Below are 20102 nucleotides of genomic sequence, written 5' to 3' on the forward strand. Positions count from 1 at the left end.
TCCAAATTTCGCTTGTTGATCGATAAGTACAGCCAGCATGTATATCATGTGGCATATTCCGTACTCAGGAACGATCAGGAGGCGCAGGATGCAGCTCAGGAGGCGTTCATTCAGATGTATAAATCTCTCCCCGAGTACCGTTCCGAAGGCTTCAAAACATGGCTTACCCGAATTGCCTTTCACAAAGCCATTGATGCAAAACGCAAGTTAGGCCGGCGAAGCAGTGAAGATCTGGGTGGAGAAGAACGAATAATCAACCTGCCTGGAAGCGAGGAAGATATTTTGGCCCGGCTCGTTCGGGAAGAGCGCAAGGAAACCCTGCGTGAACGAATTAACCAACTGCCTGCCCAGCATAGGGACATTATTACTGCGTATTATTTAAGCGAAAAAAATTATGAGCAGATCGCACATGATGCCCAGGTGGCTGTCAAAACCGTGGAATCCCGTTTGTACCGTGCCCGGCAGTGGATCAGAAGTCATTGGAAGGAGGATGAGTGGCGTGAGTAAAAACGAGATGTACAGTGTGCAGGACTGGACGGATTATATTGAAGGACGAGTTACCGGTGACCAAGCTGTTACCATGGAAAAGGCTATCATTGAAGATCCGGAAGCCATGGATAACTATCTGGAAGCGATGGGGATTCATCAAACATGGCCACAACTGGAGAACCCGGCCCATTTTGCCGATTCCATCATGGAGCGTATTACGGATCTGAACCAGTCAGGAAGCAAGCGCAAATCACGTTCAGGCCGAAGTAGACGCTGGCTGGAGCACAAGGTGTTTCATTATGCTGTAGCGGCTTGCCTGACGCTGATCTTTCTCTCCTCCGGAGTGTTTGATAAGGTAGCGCCCTATCACAAGTTCAATGACGGCGAGCAGCGGGGATCTTTTACACAAAAATGGACGGAAGCCGCCACCAATTGGCTGGATAACTTCAAGCCTAAACCATAAATCATACGCATTGCCTGAAAAGAAAGGATGACGACTGTGCAATCAGATCGCAACAAAATATTTGCATTTTTATTAAATGTGATCCCGGGTCTTGGTTTTCTCTATTGGGGTCGAACCGCTAAGGCGATGATTTACCCATTACTCGTGTTTGGCTCTTTGATAGGTGCCTTCATGTTGGCAGTAATTGGCGATGAACGGGACCTGATGATATTCGGAGCACTCGCTGCCTTTTTCTTCTGGTGCATCAACATGCTGGACATCATCATAGTTCTGCTGCGTACCCCTTCTGCACGTAATGCTCATTACAGGGGCTACGAGGCTCAATATGGTCCATATCCAGGAGGTCCATATGAACAGGGCTATCCGGATCCAAATGGCGTTATGGAGCCAATGAATGGGGAAGAGATGGGTCAGCATTCTGCCAATGGCTATGGTATTCCTGAGGGTACATACGGCCACCCCGTTTATCGCAAAGGCAGTGAAGGTGAACGATTCTTTACTATTTTACTGTCTTTCATCCCAGGTCTGGGACATCTTCATCTGGGGCTGCTTCATCGGGGACTATCCTTTTTGATCGCATTCTTTGGCTCTTTCGCGATGATGGTCTTTGTTGCTTCCATTACCAATGAAGAGACCTTTCTGATGTTTCTGCTTATTCTGCCAGTCATTTGGGTTTACTGCATGTTTGACGCTGTACAACATGTACATCGAAAGCAGGCAGGTGAAGTCTTGCAGGACCGTACATTGTTCGAAGAATTGGAAATGGGCAGAGCATCTGGACGACGCAGCAAGGTGTTAGCTACCCTCTTGTCGGCATTTCCAGGGGCAGGTCATCTATACCTGGGTCTTCAGAAGCGAGGAATGCAATTAATGTTCCTGTTCCTCGGCAGCATTTATATTTTGGACCTGCTGCATTTGTCCGTTTTCCTGTTCATGATTCCGCTGGTTTGGTTCTACAGCTTCTTTGATGGACTGCAATGTTCAAGCCGATATGGCCGGGAACCGCTTACGGATCAACCGATATTTAAGGATTGGGCTAAACATCAGCGTTTGATTGGATTCGGCATTGCAGCACTTGGCGTGTATTATCTGGCAATCCGGCTTGTCATTCCACAACTGAACGAAATGTTCCCTAATCTGTTTATGACGTATGAAATTCGTTCCTATGTGAACACGGTTATTGTTTCGCTATTGCTTATTTTTGGCGGATTGAAGCTGCTCTTTGGCAAGCAGCGTCCAATTGCGCAGCATAGCGGACTAAACGGAAAAGAAGACGATTCGGCTAATCTGTTCCTGTTCAAGGATCGGGATAATTGATTGTAAATTAAGATGAATTTCGGGCTTGTAGGAGCCCCAAACCAAAAAAACACGCTATGAGCTGAACATTCAGTCATAGCGTGTTTTTAATTTGGTCCTGAATAACAGTTAGAAAATGATGGCTATTTCGAAATACCTTTCAGAAGCAGCTGACGATACATCACTTCAAACAGAAACTCGAACGCTTCCAGATGCCTTTTGGCTTCAAATGCATCTTTGCCCCAGGCATAAATGCCGTGATTGCGCAGTAAAATTCCCGGCACTTTTGAGTCAAGCACACCTGGAACCAGTTCGGCAATGGATGGAATATCAGCAAAGTTAGGCAGTACCGGCACACGAATCTCGGCATTTTCTTCCCAAATGTTAAAAGCCTTGATCAGTTCAATGCCTTGGATCGGCACATGACCTTCTCCGCCGAAGAACTCGCTGATCAGGTTGTTAAATACAGTGTGTACATGGAATACAGCCCCGCAGCCAGTCAACCGATAGATTTCACAATGAATCAGTGTTTCTGCACTTGGCTTCAGGGTTGTTGTTTCGATCGCTTTACCATGCTTGTCCACAAACAGGAAATCTTCCGGCGTGCGAAGAGATTTGTCCTTGCCTGAAGCCGTAACGGCAAAATAAAATTGCTCGGGATCAAACTCTCCCACACGCATCGACAGGTTACCACTTGTTCCAGGGAACCAGTTGCGGCTGGCAAAGAGGGTTTTAATATCAGCAAGTTCCTCCAGCACCTGACGTTTGTGTTCCAATGTAATCTTCTCAAAACCCATTTTTACAGCACTCCTTGTGTTTGCTTCTGTTTCATGTCTTCCATAATATCGTAAAAGGTAGCAAATGGGACATGGTCTACACCAAGTTCGATGCACTTGTCCGTCAGGATGGAACGGGAGTACACTAGATCGGCAATTTTGGCACCTTCAAAATCGGTTAGACTGTCTCCGATCAGAATCCGATTATATTGTTCTTCGGGGAATGTGCGGATGACCGTCGTTTTGCACATACCACAGCCGTTATCACAAGGGGGCTGACATGGATTAGGCCATTCAATTCGGATGAAATCACCTGTAAAGTCTGCACCGTTACAATAGACGTGATCATGTGGAATGTTAAAAGGTGCAAGCAGTGGTTCGATAAAAAAGTCCATACCGCCACTGGTCACATTAAATTCAATGCCTTCGTTCCGAACATATTCCAGAAACTCGCCAAATCCCTCGCGGATGCCTGCTTGTCCAAGCACAAATTCAACAATTTCATCCTTTTGCGATGCAGGCAGCAGAGCAAACATGGCTCCGACCCCTTCACGCAGGGTAATGCTTTGATCCACCGTATCTTTCATGATTGCCTCAAATCCTTCAGGCTTAAAGTGCTTCATGATCGCCACAATATTGTCCGAAAGGGTAATCGTGCCATCAAAATCACAGAAAATGACCGTTTTCTTGTCACTTCTCATCGTTCTCCACCCCACAGGTCCAGTGCACTTTTCAACTCGGGGTGCTCAGATGCATACTCTGCAAGCGGAATTCCGCGCTGTGCCGCCTCAATGGCTTGCAAGAATGCACGCCCACCTGCCTCAGTACCCATTGGATGTCCGTGGATACCTCCACCTGCGTTCACGATAACATCCGTGCCAAAATCACGGAGAATTAATGGCACAAGACCTGGGTGAATCCCAGCGGATGGAACCGGCATACTGGTTCTGACCGGGAGATCTTTGGAGAGCAGCTGCTCCGTAATGGCCATATTTTCTTCTTTTGGCATGGTCACCGATCCGTAAGGCGAAGGGAAGAGAACGAGATCCGCTCCGGCAAGACGCATCAGTTGACCCAGCAGCACCGAAGCGGATATCCCGTAATGCGGTGAAGGGTACAGTGCGCCAGCAAGGGCAGGATGCGCCATGATTGGCACGTTAATGTCCGGATCGCTTGTAAGCTCATGCAGAACGTCATATCCGTACGACAAAACGTTAAACAACAGGGCATTGGCACCCGCATCAATCGCTCGTTCAGCCTGCTTCTTCAAGCGGGAAGTTGGGCCGGTCAGGTTGGCGGCGTAGAGCAATTTCTTGCCAGTCTCCTGGCGGGCCTGCTCAGCAGCCTTCATGCAAACCTCGACTCTTTTCTCGATAGGTGTCAGCTTGTTTTCAAACAGAATTTCGTCATCCTTGATCAGATCAACTCCGCCCAGAGCCTGACGGATAAACTGTTCGCGCAGCTCATCTGCATCCAGACCAATGACTGATTTGAAGATGCTCATTAACAAAGGACGATCATGAACATCAAGCAGATCACGAACCCCATTCAGTCCGAATTTGGGACCTGGGAATGCACTTAGGAATCCGTCCGAGAAGCCCAGTCTTGTCAGCTTGATCCGACCATCCATCGAAATTTTACCGAAGACGGTAACGAGCAGAGCCGGAATATCGCGGCTGAAATTCACATCAGGATAACCGATCGTAATATCTGCATATCGTTCTCCTGGAGCCATGCCCTCATGTTCATGTACTTCTACGCTTATCACTTCGCCAAGATGTTTCTGCATGGCTTCACGCTTGGCTTGCGGCAATTCAGTCCAACTGCCGACAGTCATGCCGACTGCAATGGATTCCGCCTTTTTGCGGAAATCTGCACGATCATCATGCAGACGATATGTGGCAGTACACATGTTGTTCATCGTAAATCTCCTTCCAAAGCAGCTCCCATCTCCCGTGAGCGCTCTGCGCAGCGGTTGACGGCTGCAATCACGTTTTCAAAGAAATCGCCCTCATCCAGTGTTTTGAGTGCTGCCTGTGTGGCGCCTCCAGGTGAGGTAACATCACTGCGAAGTTTCATGGGCTCCGCTCCCGTTTGCTGAACCATTCTCGCCGCACCAAGTACAGTTTGAACAGTCAGGTCGCGGGATTGCTGGCTGGACAGTCCGCCGCGGATCCCCGCGGCAATCATGGCTTCCATCAAATAGTATACATAAGCTGGTCCGCTTCCGGAAATACCCGTGAGCACTTCCAGTTTCTCTTCCGGAACAATGGTGACAATGCCCACCGCTTCAAACATCGTCATAACCGTACTGCGCTGCTCATCTGTAATTTCGGCAGAGAAGGCAAGCCCTGTGGCACCAAGTCCAATCGTACTGGATGTATTCGGCATGGATCGAGCGATCGGTTGTTTGCGGCCGAGCAGTGTCTGCATCGTGCGGATGGATAATCCGGCGATGACAGAGACGATAAGCTGGTCCGGTGACAGGAGGGGACCAAGCTCACGAAGAGCTGCCGCTGCGTCTTTCGGTTTCATGGCCAATACAATAACGGGAGAAGCGGAGAGCACTTCCGATGATTGGGAGGCTGTTCCGGTATGAACGGCATAACGAGTACTCAGCTCTTCCTGACGTTTCTGGTTGCTCCGGTTCAGCATCGTAATATCCTGCGGGCGTACAACGAGGCGGGTGATCAGTCCGCGCACAATGGCTTCTGCCATGGCACCTGCTCCGTGGAAAGTAATCTTTTGTTGTAATAACGTCTGTTGTTCTTGACTCATGGTTATCGTTCCTCCTATATGGCTGTAGCTGCGATATTATTGCCGAATTTGTCCATTGCCGGTAACGCGGTATTTGGTAGAAGTAAGGGCAGGCAGTCCCATTGGACCACGAGCATGCAGCTTCTGTGTGCTTATTCCAATTTCGGCTCCGTAACCGAACTCGAATCCATCCGTGAAGCGTGTGGAAGCATTGTGATAAACGGCGGCAGCATCCACATCATGCAAAAAGCGTTCCGCATGAGCTGTATCACGGGTGACGATGCATTCGGAATGTTTGGTGCCATACGTGGCAATATGCTGCATGGCTTCTTCCAGACCCTGCACAACTCGTATATTCAAAATATAATCATTATACTCTGTACCGTAGTCTTCTGCCGTCACAGGAAGGGCAGTAGGGACCAGACGACGAGTCGTGTCACAACCCTTCAATACAACATTCACCTCGCGGAATTGTTCGGCCAAGGCAGGCAAATGCTTTTCTGCATAAGCAGGATGAAGCAGTAGGGTTTCCATGGAATTACATACGGATGGGCGCTGTGCTTTTGCGTTGATCGCAATTTCTGCTGCCATGACCGGATCCGCCGTTTCATCCACATACGTATGGCAGATGCCTGCGCCTGTTTCGATGACAGGTACCGTTGCATTGGTCACCACGTTGCGAATCAGTGAAGCACCGCCTCTTGGAATAATGACGTCCAGTAGTCCATTCAGCTTGAGCATTTCATCGACGGAAGAGCGGTTAGCGTCTTCCACGAGCTGCAGCGCATCCGGCGGAAGGTCTGTTTTGGCTAGTGCCTGGTGGAGTACTTCTACAATACGACGATTGGAAGAGAGGGCAGAAGAACCCCCACGCAGCAGAACGGCATTGCCTGTCTTAAGGCATAGTCCTGCTGCATCAACCGTAACGTTAGGACGGGCCTCATAGATGATGCCAATCAGGCCAATCGGCACCCTTAATTTTTCAATGTGGAGTCCATCTGGACGCGTAAATGACTCCAGTACTTCACCAACAGGATCTGGGAGTTCAACAATCTGACGCAATCCCTCCGCAATTCCCGCGATACGCTCTTTGTTCAAAGCGAGACGATCAAGCATGGATTCTGGTGTCCCTTGCTCTCTGCCACGTTCGAGATCTTCCGCATTGGCCGTAATAATGGATTCCGATTCCGTAATAAGCGCATCCGCCATAGCAAGCAAGGCTTTATTTTTCTGGTCTGTACTCAAACGGTTTAACTGTGGAACAGACGATTGAGCTTTGCTGGCTTTTTGTCTTACTTCACTCATCTGAAATTCCTCCTTCATTTATGCAAGTCCATGTCTCTAACCTACACATACAAATACTTGTTATTTTAACGTAATCCATTCGTCTCTATGGATGACCTCAAGCCGATGAATGGCATTCAGGGTCTTCATGACTTCTCCACTTGGCAAACCTGCGATAAGGCGAAGCTGATCATCATCATAATTGACAATGCCTCGGCCAAGTAGTGTTTCATCCATACCCATGACCTCGACAACGTCACCTGCGTGGAATGTGCCAAGAACTCGTTTGACGCCTACTGGCAGCAGACTATGACCGCCGTGAACGAGGGCATCTTCGGCACCGGCATCCACGACAACTGTACCGAGAGGTGTTGACATGAAGCCTAACCATTGTTTCTTGCGGGAGAGTGCGGCCAGACGAGTTTCGAAATACGTCCCCTTGCCGCAGCCCTCCACCGCGTTTTGCAAGTCGCCGGGTTCCTTGACGCTGCCCACAAAGACAGGGACGCCTCCTCGTGTTGCCACTTTGGCTGCATCAACCTTGGACCGCATGCCACCTGTACCGACCGATGAACCTGAACCTCCGGCATACGCATAGATTTCTTCTGTAATTTCAGGAATTCGATCATAACGTACAGCACTCGGATCCTTCCGGGGATCTGCCGTATAGAGTCCGTTGGTATCCGTGAGAATAACAAGATGCTGGGCTTTCACCAAATTGGCAACGAGCGCAGAGAGCAGATCGTTATCCCCGAATTTCAACTCGTCTACTGATACCGTATCATTTTCGTTGAAAATGGGAATGACGCGTTGTCTGAGCAGCTCTTCCACGGTCATGCCTGCATTTCCCATCCGTTTCCGACTGTGAAAATCGGTTCTGGTTAGCAGAATTTGTGCTGTAGTAACGCGGTGCGCTGCAAAAGCCTGTTGATATGCCTGCATCAACAATGCCTGACCTACTGCGGCTGCCGCTTGCTTCTCATGCAGCATTTTGGGACGCTGAGGGTAACCAATTTCACGGAATCCGGCAGCAACGGCTCCGGAAGTGACCAGGAGAACTTCATGGCCCTGTTCATAGAGCGAAGCGATCTCACTGGCGTAAAATGATATGGAACTGCGGTCAAGGCCGCCTTCCTCGGTGGTAAGAGAACTGCTCCCAATCTTGACTACTATTCGTGAAGACATGCTTTCACTTCCTTAAACATAATGAATGAGATACCAATGGACCTTTATTCAGGTACAAAAAAAACTCCCGTCCTTTGTTGTAAAAAGGACGAAAGTTTGTTGCTTCCGCGGTACCACCTTTATTGATGATTGCATCATCCGGCTCTAGCCCTGTAACAGAAGGCACTGTCCTGCATAAACAGGCCGCTCAGGGGTAGGTTTCGGAGAGAAGCCGCGGTAAATTCTTGCAGCCCGGTGGAATTTACTCTCTGGGCGCGGCTTGTTCTCTCGTACTGGTCCCGTCATCACGTTTCGTTCGATATTTGTTAATAACATACCATGGAAACTTGGCAGATGCAAAGGGGTATGCGGCCTTTAATTACTTAAACAAGTTCAGCTTGCCAATCCTTCTGGCAGCTTCCTCCAATCGCTTCTCGTCACTCAGCAAACCTGCGCGGACGTAGCCTTCCCCATGTGTACCAAACCCGATACCCGGTGCTACAGCGACTTTGGCTTCCCGAAGAAGCAAATCTGCAAATTCGGCTGAGGTAAACCCGGAAGGAACAGGCAGCCAGCTGAAGAAAGAACCCCCGGGCTTCGAAGCCACCCATCCGATGGAGGAAAGTGCTTCATATAATGCATTACGGCGGGATTCATACCGCGCGACCAGTTCGGTAACACATTGTTGGGAGGAAGTCAGGGCAGCAGCTGCCGCTGCCTGGATACCGCCAAATAGGCTAACATAAATGTGATCCTGCAGCAGATTGATTTTGGAGATGATCTCCGCATTCCCCAGGGCGAACCCAACCCGCCAGCCTGCCATATTGTAGGTTTTGGATAACGTATAGAATTCAATTCCGACTTCCTTGGCGCCAGGCGCCTGCAGGAAACTGACCGGACGATGTCCGTCAAACCCTATCGCACCATATGCGAAGTCACTGGCAATGACAATCTTGTTCCGGATGGCGAATTCCACGGTATCTTCATAGAATGACAGCGGGGCAGTCGCGGATGTTGGGTTGTTGGGATAGTTTAAATACATCAGCTTGGCCTTGTCGCGAACTTCATCCGAGATTGCCTCATAATCAGGAAGGAATGCATTCGACTCCAAAAGAGGCATAAATGACATTTGCGCTTTGGCAAGAGCCACCCCGGACCAGTAATCCGGATAACCCGGATCAGGAACGAGACATACGTCCCCGGGATTAAGCAGCACTTGTGGCAGCTGTACAAGCCCCGTTTTCCCACCAAACAAAATGGCAACTTCAGTCTCCGGATCAAGGTCAACGTTGTAATCTTCTTGATAACGTTTGGCAATGGCTTCCTTCAGGAAGGCATGTCCACTAAAAGGTGAATATTTATGATAAAGCGGATTTTCGGCAGACTCCTGCAATGTTTTTACGATATGCGGTGGTGTAGGAGTGTCCGGGTTCCCCTGACCAAGATTAATCACGTCGTGACCACTTGCGATTTCATGGTTAACATTTTGCACGAGTGTTGCAAAAAATTGCGTTGGCAGCTGTGTCATGACGTCTGAGGTAGGTATGTCAAAGGCGGAACGACCCGAATTTTGCTGTAGATTACTCATTAATTTCATCACTCCGGTTCATATAAATGGGAATTGTATTCATTAATTTATCACGCTAATCCCGAGCTGTATAGAGGGGATAAGTGATTTGAGGTCTTTTTATCTGCCGTGTAAATGGGTTTTTGTACAAAACAGAATTGGCCAGATTCGTGTTTGTCCATTGTCGTAGAAGATGCTTTATCTTATGATCGTTTATGATAATGATAATCAATATCATTGAGAGAACGCTTATCTACCTAGGGGGAAAGAAAAAATGAAACAAAACGTCTTTCGTGTGATGAGCACGACATTCATGATTGCAGCGTTATCGGTATTGCTGCTTGCTTGCGGCAATTCATCCACGAACGGTTCAGGTGACGGAGAGACAACTGCTGCAGCAACATCCAATGAATCGCAGGCAGCAGCAGAGAATACCGGGCAAGAAGAGGTGGCAGAGGCAGACAACACGAGTAAAACGAAAATATTTAAAGACTGGACCGGGCACGAAGTGGAAGTTCCAACCCATCCGCAGCGTGTCATATACCACGGCGAGGTTACTGGGGATCTATTGGCTCTCGGGGTAGTTCCTGTAGGTATTCTTAAGAATGAAGGTACGGTATTCGATGATCAGGTGGCATATGTAGAAGATGTTGGTTTTCCAATCAGTGTTGAAAAATCGCTGTCACTCAATCCGGACCTGATCATATTCTCGAATGATGATGAAACGCAATACGAGCAGATTTCAAAAGTTGCTCCAACGGTGACGTTCAACTCCTTCTGGCCACTCGAAGAACGGATGCGATTCCTGGGAGATTTGCTCGGCAAAAAACAGGAGGCGGAAGACTGGCTTGCCGCTCATGCCAAGGCAACAGAGGATATGTGGAGTCAGCTGCGTGCAAATGGGCTGAAGGAAGACGAAACCGCATCGGTTTTTACCATGTATCCAGGTAATCGATTGTTCGTGATGGCGGGTGCAGGATTGCCCCAGCTGTTGTACGGACCTGGTGGTATGAAGCCAACCCCTGAAATCCAAAAGATACTGGATGAAGAAGTAGGATTTGTTGAGATATCACAGGAAAAAATGGCAGAGTTCGCTGGAGACCGCATATTTATTTTGAATGCAGTAGATCAAGGGGCACAACAATCAACGGAAGAATTGATGAATAGTGTGGTGTGGAATAATCTGCCTGCAGTCAAGGAAGGCAAGGTTTATCGATTTGATATCGTCAAAGCATCGAGCGATGCTACATCAAGAGAGTGGCTTTTGCAAGAATTGCCGAAACAGATGATTCAATAAAAGACCATTCATATCCTGAACAGGGCCTTCAGCGTATCATTGAGGGCTCTTATTAATGTTTCTGATCGTGTATCAGTGTCTTTTGTTTATATGCTGGAATAATGAGGCTTTGCGACGTATAATCAGAATAGATTAATGATAACCATTCTCATTTACAGTAAGTATGAGGTGAAACGGAAGTGCAGCAAATGATCGCAAACGGTAATCCCTTATTTTTCTCCGCATTCCTGTTCCGTTATGTTCATATCAAGCGTCATATCGAAACTTCTGAACAGGTTATGCTTGAAGTCAGCTGTCAACGGCATACGCTGCTGTTCTGTGAACAGGGCGAAGGCCGCATATATATCGGATCTGAGTTACATCCATTTATCTCCGGCAAGATATACCCCATGGCACCAGGAGAGAATTATCAGTTGGAGCATAACCGTTCTGGTGAGCTGAGATATACGGTGCTTCATTTCGATGCCGTGCACATGGTAACAGGAGATCCGGAACTTTACACACGTTCTTTATTTGAAGAAAGGGACAAGATGAACGATTTTTCACCCGGCGCGTTATTCGGCATGCTGGATTTGTTGGAATCGGCTGCCCTCTATCAAACGGATGCGGAATATAGCCGGTTAAATGTACATTTTCAAAAATTGATGGAACTAGTGGTGTCCCGCTATACACTGCCCAAAACAGAACAAAGCCCAGATATCAGGGTACAGAGCACAATTCAATACGTGGACGAGCATTACGCTCAGGATATAAGTGTACAGAAATTAGCGCGGCTCGCGAATCTTCGACCAGCTCAATTTACAGCTTTGTTTAGGCAAATTACAGGCCGTAAGCCTCTTGAATACCTGAACCATGTACGCATTGAACAGGCAAAGGAATGGCTGTCCCTTTCCGATGAACCTCTGCGCGATATTGCGGGTCGTGTAGGCTTCCGGGATGAGTACTATTTCAGCAGACGCTTCAGGCAGCACACCGGACTGGCTCCCCGGCAATATGATCGATCTCTTCAACGACATACGCTTGTTCAAGATTGGGCTGGACATGAAGTAAACATTCCTGGACACCCTGAGCGGATTCTATACTATGGAGATTCGGCAGGGGACTTACTTGCGTTGGGGCTTCCCGTGCTTGATGGCAAAGCTTATGATGTGTTACCTTCCATTGATTTGGAATGGACCGTGCAGAAGCAGCCGGATCTGATTTTGCTGGATAGCACGAATGAACAGTTATACCAACGGCTTTCCCGTATTGCTCCTACTTTGATATACAATTCCTATGCGAACCTGGAGGAGCGTATCCGCAAAGTGGGAAGCTGGTTTGGCATGGAGCTGGATGCAGAGACATGGATAGCATCTTATCATAGGAGAACAGAGGAGATGTGGAGCAGCATAAAACCATGGATTCAGCTTGGCGAAACGGCTTCAGTGCTTGTGCATCATCGCGGTGCCCGCTTGTTTGTCATGGGCAATATCGGACTGGCTCCGTTTCTGTATCACCCGCAGGGGTTTGTGCCTGTAAGCAAAGTGCAGGAAGCTCTAGCAGCAGGGAGAGCCTACAAGGAGATTTCAACAGAGTCGATAAGCCAGTATGCGGGTGACCATATCTTTGTCATGTTGCCAGAGAGCGATGCAGCCAGGGCAGCAACGGAGAATCTGTTTGAAAGTAATGAGTGGAAGGCGCTGCCCGCTGTAAAAAAAGGAACAGTGTACACGTTGGATGAGCAGGTGTGGAATATGGGAGATGCCTTATCGTACAGCAGATTGCAGAGCCTGTTCCCTGAATTGCTGAAACGAACTGGCCCATCCTCTCTAATCGTCCATTAGCAGCCATTGAAGTCATAAATAAGGTTAATCAAAACGTTGTTGCAGCCTTCACGCGGATCAAGCTATGATAACAGGTATTAAAGTTCGGAGGAGTGCACGTCATGACAAAACAACAATTGGGGGAAATGCGTGTTGCCCTGATCCAGGGTGACATTCAGCTTGGTAATCCTGAGGCCAATCATAAACATATGCAGACTCTGCTTCAACAAGCAGTTGAACAATATCCGGATCTGGGGCTGGCCGTGCTGCCGGAAATGTGGAATACAGGTTACGCTTTGGAACAAATCCACGAGCTCGCTGACCCGGAAGGGCAAAAGTCACGGGAGTGGTTATCGGCATTTGCCGAGAAGCATCAGATTTCAATTGTCGGTGGATCCATAGCAGAGAAGCGAAATGGACAAATTTTTAATACCATGTATGCCTACAACAGTGAAGGTAAGCAGGTTACACGTTATGATAAATTGCATCTATTCCGCCTGATGGATGAGGAGAAATATTTGCAGCCTGGAGCTGATCCTGAAATTTTCGAACTGGAGAACGGTCTGACAGCGGGGGCGTCCATCTGTTATGATATCCGATTTCCAGAACTAGCCCGTACGCTTGCATTGAATGGGGCCAGAGCATTGATCGTACCTGCAGAATGGCCGAATCCACGTTTGCACCACTGGCGCACTCTGCTGACAGCACGAGCGATTGAAAATCAAATGTATGTGATTGCGTGCAACCGGGTCGGTAAAGGGGGAGAGACTGAATTTTTTGGACACTCTCTCATTATTGATCCTTGGGGCGAAATTGTGGCTGAGGGAGGAGAAGGGGAAGAGATCGTGACCGGGCTGATTCGCCCTTCCCTTGTTGATGAAGTGCGGGGACGCATTCCTGTTTTTGAAGACCGCAGACCTGGTATTTATTTTGGTGCAAAATAAAAAAAATAATAATTCCAGTAAAGTGTTTATTCTTCCAGGAGGCGGGTAATGATAACTATCCCGTCACCAAGGAGGATGATCAATCAATGGACAACCATGTGAAAGATACGCTCAGGAGACTGGAACAGGAAAACACAAGGGAAGATCACTTGAGGCCATTCTTAGAGAATGGAGCAGGAGGGCTATCACCGCCTGAACAAACTGTTCAGGACGAAGGCCGACTGGTCAATCAACTAGAACAGGCTGACGAGTGAACGTAATTTGCGAAAATAAACAACAAGACATGAATATCTCTTATGTACGTTTCTACGTTAACTTTAGATCATGATATCAGCAACATTGTGATGTAACGATGTACTGCGATTTCATGCAAGAACTTGATCCTGCTTATGCGGGAGAAGAGTATAGAACAAAGGCTTGGCCCATATGGGTCAAGCCTTTGTTTATTTTGTTATCTTTGAAATGATTAATTTACAGAGACAGGATTCTCATAGTCTCCTTCGGAAAGCTTGGCAACCGTCTGTTTAAACGTGTCAATAAAAGCTTCTGCCGCCTTGGACAGTACACGTCCCTGACGGTAAGCGACCACGAGAGTACGACTTGGGACAGGTTCAGCAAGTGGTACATAGACAGGTACAAACTCACTGCGTGGTGCCCTGGCTATAAATCGTGGAACAAGGGTAATGCCCATGCCTGTAGCTACAAGGGATTGCACGGTTTCTATGTTATTGCTCTCAAATACGACACTCGGATTGAATCCAGCCTGCTCACACAGATCAAAGGTCAGCTTGCGGAAGCCTTGTCCTTTTTTCAATACAACAAACGACTCGTCCCGAAGCTCCTCCATATGCACAGGGATCGGATGATCCGGATTCCCCCGGACGGCAAGGGGATGATGAGGAGGTACCGCCAGATCGATTCGCTCTTCGCCGATGGCAACGTATGACAGGCTTGGTTCCTGCAAGGGCAAGGAGAGCAGGCTGAGATCAGCTTTGCCACTGGCTGTCAGCTTCTCCAGCGTTAGACCGGCGTCTTCAAGCAGCGTAACTTCGATATCCGGATAGGCTTGCTGGTAAGCGGGGAGTACATGCGGCAGAAGATGGGAACCGGTGATCGGCATGCTGCCCACAACGACTTTGCCTTTGCGCAGCTGGGAGATATCTGACATTTCCTGTCTGAGTAATTCCACAGCATCTACAATTTTTTGGGCTTGCTCCACAAAGGTGACCCCAGCATGGGTCAACTCCACCGTGCTGGTATTACGCTGAAAGAGCAGAACGCCAAGCTCTTTCTCAAGTTTAGACAATTGCTGACTGAGCGAAGGCTGAGCAATATGAAGTTTCTCTGCCGCCCTGGAGAAATTCCGTTCTGCAGCAATCTGCAGCGTATATTGAAGTTGTCTGAATTCCATAAGACTTGTCATTCCTTTCGTTATGCCACTATTATATCATCCTGGATAAATAAATCATTTTTCTATAATGAATATAGATAAAAAGCATTGACACTCGTAGTGAAGCAACGTAGTATAAGCAGTATATGATAATGATAATTGTTATCAATTAAGAGCCGCTGTGGATACAGTGGTTTATTGTCGTTTAACTCATTATAGGTCAAACCTATTACATCTATAGATATTATATCTTGGAACAATGAAGGACAGGGTGATATATTTATGTCATTCAAGAGCTTCACGGTTTTAGACAAAAACAGAGGCTCTTCCAAGGACCGAACTTAAGATGAGGTGAAAATGATGAGTAAAAAAACGATGTTTGAGAAAATTTGGGATAATCACGTAATTCATCAGGAAGAAGGAAAACCGAGCATTCTGTATATCGATCTTCATCTTGTGCACGAGGTAACTTCTCCACAGGCTTTTGAAGGTCTGCGTTTGTCAGGACGCAAGGTACGTCGCCCGGAATTAACGTTTGCGACAATGGATCACAACGTTCCTACCAAGGATCGTTTCAATATTACAGATCCAATCTCCAAACAACAAATTGATACACTCTCTCAAAACTGCCGTGACTTTGGCGTAAAACTGTATGATCTGGATACGATTGACCAAGGTGTTGTACACGTTATGGGACCAGAACTTGGTCTGACTCACCCGGGTAAAACCATTGTTTGCGGTGACAGCCATACGTCCACACACGGAGCATTTGGTGCACTGGCATTCGGAATCGGAACCAGTGAAGTGGAGCATGTCATGGCTACTCAATGTCTGCAGCAAGCAAAAGCAAAAACCATGGAGGTTCGCTTCGTCGGGAAGCGTAATCCGGGCGTAACAGCAAAAGACATGATCCTCGCAGTAATTGCCAAATATGGCACAGATTTTGCAACAGGTTATGTTATTGAGTATACGGGCGAATCGATCCGTGAACTCAGCATGGAAGAGCGTATGACAGTATGCAACATGTCTATCGAAGGTGGAGCAAGAGCAGGCATGATCGCTCCGGATGAAACGACATTTGAGTATCTGCGTGGACGTGAATATGTACCTGCTGATGCGAAGTTTGATGAAGCTGTTGCAGCTTGGAAAGAGCTTGTTACAGACGAGGGTGCCGAGTTTGATCGTGTTGTAGAGATCGATGTGGAGTCTCTGATTCCTCAAGTAACTTGGGGTACCAGCCCGGGTATGGGAACGGATATCTCATCCAAAGTGCCTGTTCCGGCAGAACTGCCAACTGAAAATGAACGCAAAGCAGCTGAAAAGGCGCTTGAATATATGGGTCTTACACCTGGAACACCTATCTCTGAAATTGAGGTAGACTATGTATTTATCGGTTCTTGTACGAATGGACGGATTGAGGATCTGCGTGCGGCAGCCAAGGTTGCCAAAGGCCATACCGTGTCCAGCAATGTTACGGCAATCGTGGTTCCTGGCTCAGGACGTGTTAAAATTCAAGCCGAAAAAGAAGGTTTGGATAAAATCTTCACGGAAGCAGGATTTGAATGGCGTGATGCAGGATGCAGCATGTGTCTTGCAATGAACCCGGATGTATTGAAACCAGGACAACGCTGTGCATCAACATCCAACCGTAACTTTGAAGGACGTCAAGGACGCGGAGGACGTACCCACCTGGTATCTCCGGCAATGGCTGCAGCGGCAGCGGTTAAAGGTCACTTCGTTGACGTACGTGACTGGAATTTTAAAACGGAAGCAGTTATCTAACAGGTAACGGACAGAAGGGAGAACGGATCACATGGAAGAATTTAAAACACTGCAAGGCATCGTTGCACCGGTAGACCGGGTCAATGTAGATACAGACGCGATCATTCCAAAACAATTTCTGAAGCGGATTGAACGTACCGGATTTGGACAATTTTTGTTCTACGAATGGCGTTTCGATGAAGAGGGAAACAACAACCCTTCCTTCGAAATGAACAAATCCCGTTATGAAGGAGCATCCATTCTGATTTCCCGTGCAAACTTCGGCTGTGGCTCATCCCGTGAGCATGCACCTTGGGCGATTATGGACTATGGATTCCGTTGTGTCATCGCACCATCTTTTGCAGATATCTTCTATAACAACTGCTTCAAAAACGGCATCCTGCCAATTAAATTGTCTGAAGAGCAAGTAGAAGATCTGTTCCAGCGTACAGCTGCCCATGAAGGCTATGAACTGAATGTTAATCTGGAAAACAAAACGATTACCGATGCACACGGACTGCATATCGATTTTGATCTGGATGAACATCGTCGTCAATTCTTGCTGCAAGGTCTGGACGATATCGGTCTGACATTGCAACATGATGATGAGATTACAGCGTATGAGCAGCGTCATGCCGCAAAACTGTTTGGCTAATATCTGACATATCGAATAAAAAAGCTTCTGCTTCTCCGTAGGAACGTTGTTCCGATCAGAGACAGAAGCTTTTTCTATTATCCAGTGCTGATTAATCTTGCTACCTTGTTAGAATTATACATTTAAACCAAGTGATCTATACGTAGAATTCCTGATTGTTTTTTGCAGAATACTTCAATATGTAATCCCCGCCATTTTTTAAATCTCTTGATGCGATTTTGATCTTGGTATAGTCCAGTCGCGTCTCTCGGAGCACACGCTTCACTGCTTGAATTCCAAGTGTCTCATCCATTACAAAGCAGTAAATATTCAAAGCGTACTGGGGGACTGGATTTGCCGTTTTGCCCATATCATGTCCATCTACAATACCGAGTCCTTTCCATCCTAGCTCACTTGTCAGTGCCTCACTGGCTTTATCCTTGAGCCAAAGATCACGTTTGCTGCCTGTAAGACTCTTCATCGGATATTGAATAATCAGCATGTAACCCTCGTCTTCAGAAGGTTGTTTGTAACCCTGGTCTGAGTAGCGATTAAGAAAATCAACCTTGAATTCGTCCTCATCGCTAAACGGGGCTGGAAGATCCATTCTGGTCGTTGTACCCACAGTACCGACTTCGCCGATATGCTCCACAACCTGATCCTCTTCGATCCAGTATTCTGCGTAGAGCAGCTTGCCATTGGATGCCTGTTTATACAAAGTGATCACTGGTTTCCCTCCTATGAATAAAATGACTTTCATTCTTTCTTTACGATACAAAGTAGATTGGACAACTGGCTATGTATGAGAGTCTTCTTATGGTGCCTCATAAAATATAATAGCATCAATGATGATCTTTTTGACAAAATATTCAATTCGTATGGACTAAAAAGAAGATATTTCTCCAATTTGATTTCTTTTTTCATCGTGGTTCCGACTAAATATGACAACGTTGTAACCGGATAAAAAGCCATTATCTGATAAACTGATTAGTATATTATGGAAGGTTACATAGAGGACAATACGTAGGTACAGAACACAACAGAATGGTGGATGATCTATGAAGAAATGGTCGGCTGCAGTCGTTATCTTTCTGTTCATGTGTTTATTTCCAATCGCAGCCCAAGCTGGCGTTGTGCCTTCAATTGTTCTTGATGGAGTAACCCTTGATCAGCGATCAAGTGCACCAGCAGAAAATGTTGGAAATGCCGTGATGGTCCCAATCCGCATTGTTTCAGAAAACCTCGGTTATCAGGTGAAGTGGGAAAAGGAAACCAAGTCTGTTCTGGTTCAAAAAGGGAGCCGCAGTATAGCAATGACGGCCGGTAAAGATACAGCAACAGTCAATGGAAGCCTTGTAGAACTGGATTTCCCACCTTTGGTCAAACAAGGAACGACGCTGGTCCCCTTGCGTTTCGTCGGAGAAGGCATGGGGCTTGAAGTAGGATGGGACAATGGAACCAAGACAGTCAGCCTACGCACCGCTCCACCAGTGGCAGAACAAGAGGAAGAGGATGAGGCTACCACAACTCCTTCTCCCAGCTTGAAGGCTGAGCTTCAAAGTATAAGTTTCAGCAGTAATCAATTGATGATAACGACAAGTGGAGAAGTCAAGCCGAAACTGTCCACTCTCGGTGCACCGGATCGGATTATTGTGGATATGCCTGAAACCACGTTCTCTGAGTCTTTCATCCAAGGACAGGATTTCAGTTCGGATGGCAGCGGCAGCATTGTCGTTACAGATTCCACTGTGGTATCCAAGGTGCGATACGCCATGTTCAGCCATTCACCATCCACGGTTCGTGTTGTGTTTGATCTGAAACAATGTGCTACGGCTAAATGGTCGCTTGGAGATAACCATGTGCTGCTCGTTGATCTGACAGCAAGTAATGGGGAGTCTGCCAGTCAACCCGCCTTACCAACGGATGATGGCAAGAAAATAGTGATTATTGATCCCGGGCACGGCGGGAGGCAGTCGGGAGCAGTAAGTATTTCCGGAAAGTATGAGAAGGACTTTAATCTTGCAGTGGGTTTGAAAGTACAAGCACTGCTGCAGAAGCATGAAGATATTCAAACGGTGATCACGCGTCAGGATGATACTGAACTTTCCTTGCAGCAGAGAGTCGAGATGGCAGAACTTAATCAGGCGGACGTTTTCATATCCATTCACGGGAACAAATTTACGACTGCTGATCCGAACGGAATAGAAACGCTCTATAGTCGGATGGAGAGCAAAACGCTGGCCGATGTGCTTCATACACATATCATGCCAGTTGCAGGCCTCAAGGATCGTGGTGTGAAAATGGTCAGCCTGCATGTAACTCGTGAGACGTCCATGCCAGCAGTTCTGCTTGAGCTAGGTTTTATGAGTAATCCAACAGATGAAGCACTCATGCTCACAGAAGATTATCAGAACCGTTGTGCAGAAGCAATTGTAGATGGAATTATAGAATTTTTAGGGCTTTAAGTACGATTATTCG

At 47.3% G+C, this 20102-nt stretch carries 19 protein-coding genes; 10 read left to right on the plus strand and 9 right to left on the minus strand.

Features of this window, described 5'->3' with window-relative positions; genetic code table 11:
- Positions 1–15: 15 nt before the first annotated feature.
- From PIL01S_RS25765 to PIL01S_RS25775, 3 genes are read left to right on the plus strand one after another with little or no spacing between them, the layout of a single operon-like run.
- Complete coding sequence (locus PIL01S_RS25765; protein WP_236146820.1) at positions 16–507, plus strand: RNA polymerase sigma factor; 492 nt, start codon at positions 16–18, stop codon at positions 505–507.
- On the plus strand, positions 500–952 hold the full coding sequence (locus PIL01S_RS25770) for a hypothetical protein (protein WP_127540347.1): 453 nt from the start codon (positions 500–502) through the stop codon (positions 950–952). The genes PIL01S_RS25765 and PIL01S_RS25770 overlap by 8 nt, the downstream gene beginning before the upstream one ends.
- A gap of 36 nt (positions 953–988) precedes the next feature.
- Complete coding sequence (locus tag PIL01S_RS25775; RefSeq protein ID WP_246058564.1) at positions 989–2269, plus strand: multi-tm2 domain protein; 1281 nt, start codon at positions 989–991, stop codon at positions 2267–2269.
- 122 nt (positions 2270–2391) lie between these two features.
- Here PIL01S_RS25775 and PIL01S_RS25780 read toward each other — a convergent pair whose 3' ends face one another.
- From PIL01S_RS25780 to PIL01S_RS25810, 7 genes are all read right to left on the minus strand, one after another.
- Entirely contained in the window at positions 2392–3045 is a 654-nt protein-coding gene (locus PIL01S_RS25780) for a methylthioribulose 1-phosphate dehydratase (protein WP_127540351.1), read from the minus strand.
- A gap of 2 nt (positions 3046–3047) precedes the next feature.
- Positions 3048–3725, minus strand: a complete 678-nt coding sequence (locus PIL01S_RS25785) for a 2-hydroxy-3-keto-5-methylthiopentenyl-1-phosphate phosphatase (RefSeq protein ID WP_127540353.1) — start codon at positions 3723–3725, stop codon at positions 3048–3050.
- A complete protein-coding gene (locus tag PIL01S_RS25790) occupies positions 3722–4945 on the minus strand; it encodes a 2,3-diketo-5-methylthiopentyl-1-phosphate enolase (RefSeq protein WP_174818730.1) in 1224 nt (407 codons plus the stop codon). Before PIL01S_RS25790 ends, PIL01S_RS25785 begins: the two co-directional genes overlap by 4 nt.
- Positions 4942–5802: a pyrroline-5-carboxylate reductase gene (proC, locus tag PIL01S_RS25795; protein ID WP_174818731.1), complete on the minus strand. Its 861-nt coding sequence runs from the start codon at positions 5800–5802 to the stop codon at positions 4942–4944. The genes PIL01S_RS25790 and proC overlap by 4 nt, the downstream gene beginning before the upstream one ends.
- Before the next feature lie 36 nt (positions 5803–5838).
- Positions 5839–7086: a glutamate-5-semialdehyde dehydrogenase gene (locus PIL01S_RS25800; RefSeq protein WP_127540358.1), complete on the minus strand. Its 1248-nt coding sequence runs from the start codon at positions 7084–7086 to the stop codon at positions 5839–5841.
- 60 nt (positions 7087–7146) lie between these two features.
- Complete coding sequence (gene proB / locus PIL01S_RS25805; protein WP_127540360.1) at positions 7147–8250, minus strand: glutamate 5-kinase; 1104 nt, start codon at positions 8248–8250, stop codon at positions 7147–7149.
- A gap of 358 nt (positions 8251–8608) precedes the next feature.
- The gene (locus PIL01S_RS25810) at positions 8609–9817 is read right to left on the minus strand and encodes a pyridoxal phosphate-dependent aminotransferase (protein WP_127540362.1); all 1209 of its coding nucleotides are present in this window, start codon (positions 9815–9817) and stop codon (positions 8609–8611) included.
- A gap of 253 nt (positions 9818–10070) precedes the next feature.
- On the opposite strand from PIL01S_RS25810, the gene PIL01S_RS25815 reads away from it, so the two are divergent.
- The 4 genes from PIL01S_RS25815 to PIL01S_RS29625 all read left to right on the plus strand — a co-directional run bounded on the left by PIL01S_RS25815 (position 10071) and on the right by PIL01S_RS29625 (position 14093).
- Positions 10071–11093, plus strand: a complete 1023-nt coding sequence (locus PIL01S_RS25815) for an ABC transporter substrate-binding protein (RefSeq protein WP_127540364.1) — start codon at positions 10071–10073, stop codon at positions 11091–11093.
- A 188-nt stretch (positions 11094–11281) separates the two neighbouring features.
- Positions 11282–12916: an AraC family transcriptional regulator gene (locus PIL01S_RS25820; RefSeq protein WP_246058568.1), complete on the plus strand. Its 1635-nt coding sequence runs from the start codon at positions 11282–11284 to the stop codon at positions 12914–12916.
- A 101-nt stretch (positions 12917–13017) separates the two neighbouring features.
- On the plus strand, positions 13018–13839 hold the full coding sequence (locus tag PIL01S_RS25825; protein ID WP_127540368.1) for a carbon-nitrogen family hydrolase: 822 nt from the start codon (positions 13018–13020) through the stop codon (positions 13837–13839).
- Positions 13840–13925: 86 nt separating this feature from the next.
- Positions 13926–14093 (plus strand): hypothetical protein, encoded by a 168-nt coding sequence (locus PIL01S_RS29625; RefSeq protein ID WP_164764348.1) that lies wholly within the window; start codon positions 13926–13928, stop codon positions 14091–14093.
- Positions 14094–14305: 212 nt separating this feature from the next.
- On the opposite strand, the gene PIL01S_RS25830 is transcribed toward PIL01S_RS29625, so the two are convergent.
- Positions 14306–15250, minus strand: a complete 945-nt coding sequence (locus PIL01S_RS25830; RefSeq protein ID WP_127540370.1) for a LysR family transcriptional regulator — start codon at positions 15248–15250, stop codon at positions 14306–14308.
- 339 nt (positions 15251–15589) lie between these two features.
- On the opposite strand from PIL01S_RS25830, the gene leuC reads away from it, so the two are divergent.
- A complete protein-coding gene (gene leuC / locus PIL01S_RS25835; protein ID WP_127540372.1) occupies positions 15590–17011 on the plus strand; it encodes a 3-isopropylmalate dehydratase large subunit in 1422 nt (473 codons plus the stop codon).
- Positions 17012–17042: 31 nt separating this feature from the next.
- Positions 17043–17645, plus strand: a complete 603-nt coding sequence (leuD, locus tag PIL01S_RS25840; RefSeq protein ID WP_095292742.1) for a 3-isopropylmalate dehydratase small subunit — start codon at positions 17043–17045, stop codon at positions 17643–17645.
- A gap of 136 nt (positions 17646–17781) precedes the next feature.
- Here leuD and PIL01S_RS29955 read toward each other — a convergent pair whose 3' ends face one another.
- On the minus strand, positions 17782–18351 hold the full coding sequence (locus PIL01S_RS29955; RefSeq protein WP_246058565.1) for a hypothetical protein: 570 nt from the start codon (positions 18349–18351) through the stop codon (positions 17782–17784).
- Positions 18352–18682: 331 nt separating this feature from the next.
- On the opposite strand from PIL01S_RS29955, the gene PIL01S_RS25850 reads away from it, so the two are divergent.
- Entirely contained in the window at positions 18683–20089 is a 1407-nt protein-coding gene (locus PIL01S_RS25850) for an N-acetylmuramoyl-L-alanine amidase family protein (protein WP_127540374.1), read from the plus strand.
- Positions 20090–20102: the final 13 nt, after the last annotated feature.

It is taken from the genome of Paenibacillus illinoisensis NBRC 15959 (assembly GCF_004000925.1).
In the GTDB taxonomy this organism is placed as follows: domain Bacteria; phylum Bacillota; class Bacilli; order Paenibacillales; family Paenibacillaceae; genus Paenibacillus; species Paenibacillus illinoisensis.

What these genes read in the sequence shown, in the direction of transcription:
- proC (WP_174818731.1), bottom strand. Translation starts at nt 5,802, where the DNA reads ATGAGTCAAGAACAACAGACGTTATTACAACAAAAGATTACTTTCCAC.
- PIL01S_RS25810 (WP_127540362.1), bottom strand. Translation starts at nt 9,817, where the DNA reads ATGAGTAATCTACAGCAAAATTCGGGTCGTTCCGCCTTTGACATACCT.
- proB (WP_127540360.1), bottom strand. Translation starts at nt 8,250, where the DNA reads ATGTCTTCACGAATAGTAGTCAAGATTGGGAGCAGTTCTCTTACCACC.
- PIL01S_RS25815 (WP_127540364.1), top strand. Translation starts at nt 10,071, where the DNA reads ATGAAACAAAACGTCTTTCGTGTGATGAGCACGACATTCATGATTGCA.
- PIL01S_RS25820 (WP_246058568.1), top strand. Translation starts at nt 11,282, where the DNA reads ATGATCGCAAACGGTAATCCCTTATTTTTCTCCGCATTCCTGTTCCGT.
- PIL01S_RS25790 (WP_174818730.1), bottom strand. Translation starts at nt 4,945, where the DNA reads ATGAACAACATGTGTACTGCCACATATCGTCTGCATGATGATCGTGCA.
- PIL01S_RS25850 (WP_127540374.1), top strand. Translation starts at nt 18,683, where the DNA reads ATGAAGAAATGGTCGGCTGCAGTCGTTATCTTTCTGTTCATGTGTTTA.
- PIL01S_RS25825 (WP_127540368.1), top strand. Translation starts at nt 13,018, where the DNA reads ATGACAAAACAACAATTGGGGGAAATGCGTGTTGCCCTGATCCAGGGT.
- PIL01S_RS25785 (WP_127540353.1), bottom strand. Translation starts at nt 3,725, where the DNA reads ATGAGAAGTGACAAGAAAACGGTCATTTTCTGTGATTTTGATGGCACG.
- PIL01S_RS25830 (WP_127540370.1), bottom strand. Translation starts at nt 15,250, where the DNA reads ATGGAATTCAGACAACTTCAATATACGCTGCAGATTGCTGCAGAACGG.
- leuD (WP_095292742.1), top strand. Translation starts at nt 17,043, where the DNA reads ATGGAAGAATTTAAAACACTGCAAGGCATCGTTGCACCGGTAGACCGG.
- leuC (WP_127540372.1), top strand. Translation starts at nt 15,590, where the DNA reads ATGAGTAAAAAAACGATGTTTGAGAAAATTTGGGATAATCACGTAATT.
- PIL01S_RS25780 (WP_127540351.1), bottom strand. Translation starts at nt 3,045, where the DNA reads ATGGGTTTTGAGAAGATTACATTGGAACACAAACGTCAGGTGCTGGAG.
- PIL01S_RS29625 (WP_164764348.1), top strand. Translation starts at nt 13,926, where the DNA reads ATGGACAACCATGTGAAAGATACGCTCAGGAGACTGGAACAGGAAAAC.
- PIL01S_RS25800 (WP_127540358.1), bottom strand. Translation starts at nt 7,086, where the DNA reads ATGAGTGAAGTAAGACAAAAAGCCAGCAAAGCTCAATCGTCTGTTCCA.